The 7,555-nt window shown below is 35.5% G+C and carries 3 protein-coding genes; all 3 read right to left on the reverse strand.

Annotation, left to right across the window (positions count from 1 at the left end; genetic code table 11):
• Positions 1-296: 296 nt before the first annotated feature.
• Positions 297-2,321: an aceric acid hydrolase gene (locus AC5ZCW_RS22325; protein WP_496121834.1), complete on the reverse strand. Its 2,025-nt coding sequence runs from the start codon at positions 2,319-2,321 to the stop codon at positions 297-299.
• 122 nt (positions 2,322-2,443) lie between these two features.
• Positions 2,444-4,903 (reverse strand): pectate lyase family protein, encoded by a 2,460-nt coding sequence (locus AC5ZCW_RS22330; protein WP_496121836.1) that lies wholly within the window; start codon positions 4,901-4,903, stop codon positions 2,444-2,446.
• Between the two features lie 15 nt (positions 4,904-4,918).
• Entirely contained in the window at positions 4,919-7,246 is a 2,328-nt protein-coding gene (locus tag AC5ZCW_RS22335) for a DUF5703 domain-containing protein (RefSeq protein ID WP_496121837.1), read from the reverse strand.
• Positions 7,247-7,555: the final 309 nt, after the last annotated feature.

The following is a 7,555-nucleotide window of genomic DNA, read 5'->3' on the forward strand; positions in this document are numbered from 1 at the left end:
GGAAGCTAAAGTCTTAATCGAAATATGAGTCTCAAGCTCAGAGGAACGAATAGTTTACTTTTGCTTCCTTTCTCAATCATAAATCTACTTAAAATTTAAAAAACAAATCTAAAGGAGGAACGAGGAATCACACTAGAACCCCGCAATCTTAATCACCAATCTTTGTCGAGCTACTTGCGAAGATTTCTCCTTCGTAGAAATGACAAACTTTGCGTTTATACTTCTATGACAAATTTAAAAATCCGCTTATAATCCGCGTCTTTACAACGTAAATCCGTTTCATCCTTGTCAAAAACTTAATGCGACATCCAAACTGTCATTTCACCTTTTCCTTTATTTCCCCACGCAAAATACGGAATCAATTTTACCTGTACAGTATCCTCATTTTTAGAAGAAAGCGGTTTGTATAAAGATTTATTCCACGAGTTGTTAGAATTTATAATAGCTTCAGCATCAATGCTTACTAAGTTTCTATTATTCAAGGTAAAATTGTTTGTTGCGAAATTCGATTTCAAATTTAAAGCCACATCATTAACACTTATTTTCGAAGGAAGCTGATCTGATTCTAAACAGTAAACTAATGGCCCTCTTTTTACAGCTATCTGATTTTTTACTTCTTCAACCAACGGATTCGCTTCCATTAACTCAACTGGCATTGGAAGATTCAATTCAATCACATCCCCTTTTTTCCATTTTTGGTTTAATTTCAAATAAGTTCCTGAAACGATTTTATCTGTAATTTTCGAATTATTAACAGAAACTTCAGCATTCTGACTCCAGCCCGGAATTCTTAAAAAGAAATTTTGCAAATCTTTAGGAGCTTTTACAATTTTCAACGTTATTTTTCCGTCCCAAGGATAATTGGTTTGCTGCTCGATCTCGATTTCTTCACCATTCAAAGATTTTGTTTTCAACTGATTACTTCCGTATAAATTGACATACAAACCTTCTTTCGAAATATTGTAAGCGTAATTTCCAACTTCGGCAATTGTTCTCGTTACGTTTGGTGCACAACAGTTGGATAATGCGATATAACCTTCTCGTTCATTTCCCCATCTTTGGTGAAACGGTAAATCATTAGAAACATTCAGCGGATTATTATAAAGAAACTTTTCTCCTTCTAAATCCATTCCAGAAAGCACACTATTGTATAATGCTAATTCAACGATGTCAGCATATTTAGCATCTCCTGTAATTTGAAGCATTCTCCAGTTCCATAACACATTTCCAATATTAGCACAGGTTTCGGTATGAGCCGTTGCATTTGGCAATTGAAAAGCTCTTCCGTAGGCTTGGTGAATTTTCTGTACTACAGTTGGATCATAAGAAGTTCCGTCTGGCGAAACTCCATCGTATAAAGAACCACAACCGCCCGTAATGTACATTTTACGATACGTTACATCATCCCAAATGGATTCTAAATTGTCTAACAACTTCTTTTCTCCCGTTTCGGCATACAAATCGGCTACTCCCGCATAAAGATAATTTGCTCTTACAGCGTGACCCATTGCGGTAGTCTGCTGTCTAAACGGCACTCTGTCCTGATTATCATCTGTTCCATCATTTGTTGTTCCGCGAATATCGATTAGATTATTGGCTAATTCCAGATATTTCGGATTTTTAGTCGTTCTATACATTTCGACAATTCCCATATAATGAGACGGGCAAATCGCATTTCGAGCCAATTCTGGTGAAGCTTTTTTGTAGAAATCATACAAGAAATCGGCAACACCTTTTGCTATATTGAGGAAATTTGTTTTTCCTGTAGCACGATAATGAATACAGGCTGCAGTCATCAAATGTCCCATATTGTATTTTTCAAAACCCAATTGTTTTTTCACTTCTTCTGGTCCTAAAGTTCCCCAGCGTTCATCGATTAAAACTGGCGTATGAATATAACCGTCTTTACGCTGTACTTTCGCGAAAAGCGCAATCGCTTTATCCATTTCAGCATCGAGTTTTTTATCTTTTGTAACGGCATACGTTGCTGCCATTCCTTCAAAAATTTTATAGAAATCACCATCATGAAACGAAGGCCCTTTGAAAGTTCCTTTGCTTAAACCTGCAGCAATTTCGAAGTTTTTGTAAGCATGCGAAATCTCATCGTTATGATACAAATCCCACATATACGGCAAAGTGTTTTTGGTTTCTACATCAAACTGTTCTTTCCAGAATCCGTTTGTCCATTTTACGTCTTGCAGGCCAACGCTTTGCAATTTAGAATACGGACTTTCTGAATTCGCAACCAAACCTTTATTCTGTGCAAAGATTACGGTGCTAACAAAAAACAATCCTAGGGAAACATTTAATATTTTTTTCATTCTTTTATAATTTTGAACCATATAAGCAATATAAGTTCATTTAAACTAACCTTTTTAAACTTTCGCAGTACAGATTTAAGTTAAACTTATAATATCTTATATCACTTATATGGTTTAATAATTTATTTTGCAAAGAAATTAATGGTTCTGCTCATTGAATCTCCCTCTGCATCTTTTACTGTTAGCACGAAAGAAGCAAATCCTTTTTCAACAGCTGTAAATTGAATTTCTTTTCCTTTTAAAACTACTTTTCCATTTTTAAGATCAGAAAAAGTATAAACTGGTTTGTTTTCATAGCCTTTAAAATAATCTGGAGCACTTAAAGTCTTTTTCTCTCCCGAATTCACAAAATAATGAGGTTGAGCCAACCAGTCTAAATAATTATCCAACTGCGTAAATCCGTCTTTGTCTGTATCTTGATTTGCATCTGAGAAATCTCCTGCTTTTGAATTTTCGTTTAAACCAAAAGCTTTTTCCCACCAATTTGGCAATCCATCATGATCTGTATCCCAATCTGTCGGACGAGTTTCTGAAGCAAAATTTGGCCATCCTCCTGCATCTTGTTCGTTATCAATCATACCGCCTAAACCGCTTTTACTGCCTTTGTAAGTGAAAGTTCCTTTTAAAGTTTCGTCTACAATTCTATTATCGTGTTTATCAAAAAACGGCTGATTGGCACCAACATCTGAAAGTACATTTTTATACGCCTCTTTAGCTGATTGCGTTTCTACGTAAGAAGGAAAAAATGGTTTGTCTACAAAAGTTTCATAATCTACTTTCTCATTATGGCTTATAGTAGATTTTCTGCCTTTATCCTGAGATTTCTCATCAAAGTAGCCTGGCATAATATTTCCGTTAAAATAGTAACGCTGCATTCCTTTTCCGACACCTTCGTGTTGCGCATTTAGCGCTACAAATATGGTAGTTGAAGCGCCCGGTTTATAAAAATTGTTTACAAAATTTACTTCGTTTGCACCACCGTCAGTTGTTCTTCCTCCCCAATTGTAAACTACATTGTTTGTAATATCCAGTCTTCCAGTGTAATAACCATCACCGTTTAAACCGCCTCCGATACTCCAGTTACGACCTTGGTTGTGCGCCAATAAATTGTGATGAAAACTACCAATATCTCCACCAATTGTTGCTGCAAAACCATGCATTTTTCCTGCAGGATATTTATCATGTCCCGCAATGTTTAACGCTTCAGAAATTAAAGTTCTTTGTAAAGTAATATGATGCGCTCCACGTGAGCTAAACGATTCATCAATTGTCCAGCTGATCGAACAGTGATCAATAATACTATAATCAGCACCTGTTAATCCCATTCCGTCAAAAGTAGTTCCGCCTCCGATTCTCACTTTTAAGAATCGAATTACACCATCATTTCCTGTCAACCCAATTGGCGCTCTGCTGATCGTGATTCCTTCTCCCGGAGCCGTTTGTCCCGCAATAGTGATATAAGGTTGATTTGCTACTAATCTAGAAGCCAGTTTGATATTTCCCGAAACAGTAAAAACAATCGTTCTTGGACCAATTTCCTGATTGATTGCATCGCGTAAACTTCCTGGGCCATCGTCATTTAAATTAGTCACTTCAATTACTTTTCCGCCACGACCTCCAACAGCGTAACGTCCGTAACCTTCTGCACCTGGAAAAGCCAATTGAGCAGGTTTAAACGACCATACATTTCCTAATGTAACTTCGCCATTATTATCCACTTCATCGACTCTCCAATAATAAGTTGTTCCCGAATATAAATCAGAAACCGTATATGATTTCTCAGTCAGTTTTCCTTTAAATTCTTTTGAAGATTCTGTTGCGTTTTCTACTGCATTTTTGTCTTCACCGAAATATATTTTATGCGATGCCACATTTTTTACAGCGTCCCATTTTAGAGTTAAAGTTTTGCCCACTTCAACATGTTCGTCTCTATTTTTTGGTTCAGGAGTTCTAGCCTGATTCATTAAATTTGGCGTATCAATCTCAAAACCGTTAATTACAATCTGTTTTACAATATCAGGGTTTGAAGTTGGATCAATTTCAAAACGAACAATTACATCTTTTCCTTTCTCTGCATTAAAAGTAATATACGCCATTGAAGCATCAATTTTAGCATTGGCTCTCTGACTTGCATTTACTGTTTCTTGAAGTTTTCCGTTTACATAGATTTTGATTGGAGAAAAAGTTTTTCCTGTAATCACATCAAAAGCATTATGAAAAGTCAAAAGCGTATGTTTTCCCGATTTCAATCCGCTAATTTTCAATTCTAGATTTTCATTCGTAACCAATCCGTCACTTCCTAATTTGTTATAAAATGGAGCATTCATTCCAACTTTATACCACTTTGAAGTAAAGTTTCCTTTTAGCTTAAATGACACATTATTAAATGATTTTTCAGCTTCTTTTCCTTCATTAATCACCCACGAATCATAACTCGGATCGTGAACTTCTTCTAGTCTTCTTTGAAAAAAATCAAAGTCAACTTTTACAATTTGTTTATCAGTATTTTGAACTGATTGTGCTTGTCCGTTTGTGGTCAAAAGCATGGACAAAACTGCAGCACTTATTAATTTCTTTATCATTTTAATTAGCAATAGTTAGTTTAATTTCGTTTTCTCTGCTTCAGATTTTCCTAACAGATTTATAATGTCTTTTTTTCTTTCTTCTGGAATTACTTTTAAAACCTTCAATTCTCCATTCATGAGTTCGGCTTCAATTGTGGTATTTTGTTTGGCGTGTAATTTAAAATGAACGTTCCAATCTTTTGGCCACGCTGGAAAAAGATAGATTTTTCCGTCTGCTTCCTGCAAAAGCATTTCCTGCATGCCAATCATTCCTGACCCGCCCCAATTATGATCTGGAACCCAATCAAAACCAGGTCCCCAAAAAGCTGGAAAACGTCTTTCTGAATTCGCCATTTTAAGTGTATTGTATTTCATCGCTTCTTCAGTTAATCCCAAACGAGCCGAAAAAATATTATCTTGTTTCCAACCTATATGACTTCTAAATTTTAAAGCATCAGGATCGTATTTCCAAGTATTCAACGCTGTTTCCAAATCAGGTTTTCCAATACCATAAATTCCCCAAGGATAAACAGGATATAATTGTGGCACTTCCGAATTATTAACCCTTTCCCATGTTTTGGCAGGAAGCAAAACTTTATGATTTTCAATCTGCCCAAAATTCAAAGGCGGAATTCTAGTTTGAAATGTTTTTAAATATTCAACGTCTTCTTTAGACAATTGACTTCCCGAAAGGTTTAAAAGACTTTCTGTAATTATTTGCAATGCCGAAATTGTACTGTTGGCATTATTCGCCATTTTATACGTTTCTGCACCAGAACCCGGAAAAAGAATTAATTTCCCGTTTCCGTCCAAAGCTTTTCTACCTCTCTGCTTTGCTAAATATTGATAATGTTCATCGAAAAAACGAAGACAGCTTATAATAAATTGATTGTATTTTTGAATGTCTTCTCCTGCATATTCCTTTGGCTGCAACATCATTTGGCAGAATTCTAAAACGGTATCCCATTCATATTCCAGCCACGCATTATATTCCATTCCCGGATCGTAATCTGCGGGACGTTTCCATTCGTATTCAGCTGGATTTGGAAGTCCAAAGTTTTCTAATTGCTCTGTAAATGATGCTCCATTGTGATTCCAGTAAACTTTGCTCCTTAATTCGGCATTTTTCTGCAAACTCAAATAATAATCCAATTGTGATTTCATCATATCAAAATCACCACTTTTTATCATCGGAAAATAAACCAATCGCTGGTTTTGAGCTGTCATAGTTCCTCCTCCCCAATTTCTAAAATCGGGCGTAAAATTCAGATCTTTATTGGTGTAAACAGGATCAACTGTAAAAAGTCCGCCATTGAATTTGGTCGGATATTTTCCGTACGCATTACATCCGAGCATGTATCGGAACAACTGATAATTCTGCCCAATTTGATACACCGAATCTTTCGCAGTCGATTGATTTTTTTGAGTAAAAATAAAACTGCGGTTCCAGAAAGTATTCCACCATTTTTGAGTGTTTTTTTCTGCTTGTTTTGCTGTGTTTTTGTTTGCCGAAATCAAACTTTTCAATCCATTATCCCAAGTATAAAAATCAGATTGATTGGTATTTAAATAAATTTCTAACGAATGTTTTTTGGATGGTTTTATACTTGTTAATTTAAAACCTTTAAAATCGGTATCTTGATATTTCCCAAGATATGTTCCGTCTGGTTTTAAGTTATCGCCTTTCATGAATCCACCAAAAGTCAGATTCGCAATCGGATTCAGCATTTGATCTTTTACCGATTCCATTTTCTGCTGTTTTACCGCTACATCAAAAACAGTATTTTCTCTGTTTCTGTGGTAAAATTTGATTCCGTTATTTTCAAACGAAATAGAATCTTTATACGTAATAAGTTCTCCCTGAGGCGCCCATTTATAAGAATTGGCATTATTTTCTTTTCCTTTCGGATAACGGCTTTGATAACGCCAGCTTTCATACGAAGCTGTCATTTGCAAAGCATTTTTACTTTCTAAATCGACATGAATAATCGGTTTAAAAACATCAACCCAAAGTTTGATTTTTGTGTTGTTTTGCCCAACTAAAACATAACCGTCTTTCAATTTTAATTCCTGAAGAAACCCTTCTTTTCCTGCAAATGGATTCGGCGTTAAAGTCACTTTTACACGTCCTAATTTCAATAAAGTATTATGTTCGTCAAAAGTTCCGCTTCGGGAAAAATAGAAATACAAATCACCTTTCTCTACCCAAACATTCATACCAATATCACCGCCACCCAAAGGCATCGATTCTGACGAATTCTGGCTCTGCGTTGTCCAAACCTGATTATAATTATCAAGCGCAGGGATTTGCGCTTTAAGACAAAGCGTTGTGAAGAGAAGTATGTATTTAATGTATTTCATTTTTTCGTTTTCCTGCAAGGTTTTCAAAACCTTGTAGGTATTTATTTTTTTAATTTTCTCTCGCAGATTTAGCTGATTGAGCAGATTTATTTTTTTCTCCAAAATCTGCCAAATCTGCGAGAGCTATAAATTAAGCATCTAAAAAAATCATCATGCTAGGTTCAAATCTTTGTCTAGTTACTTGCGAAGATTTCTCCTTCGTCGAAATTGTAAAAGTCACTTATTTCGGTAACGGATTTATCATTTCAATTGGCTTTTTTCCATCAATTCCCTGATGTGGTCTTTCGTGATTATAGTAATATAAATATT

It is taken from the genome of Flavobacterium sp. PLA-DH12 (assembly GCF_059511845.1).

Excerpts from the sequence above, each read along its gene's own strand:
- AC5ZCW_RS22325 (WP_496121834.1), bottom strand. The coding sequence starts at position 2,321 with ATGAAAAAAATATTAAATGTTTCCCTAGGATTGTTTTTTGTTAGCACC.
- AC5ZCW_RS22330 (WP_496121836.1), bottom strand. The coding sequence starts at position 4,903 with ATGATAAAGAAATTAATAAGTGCTGCAGTTTTGTCCATGCTTTTGACC.
- AC5ZCW_RS22335 (WP_496121837.1), bottom strand. The coding sequence starts at position 7,246 with ATGAAATACATTAAATACATACTTCTCTTCACAACGCTTTGTCTTAAA.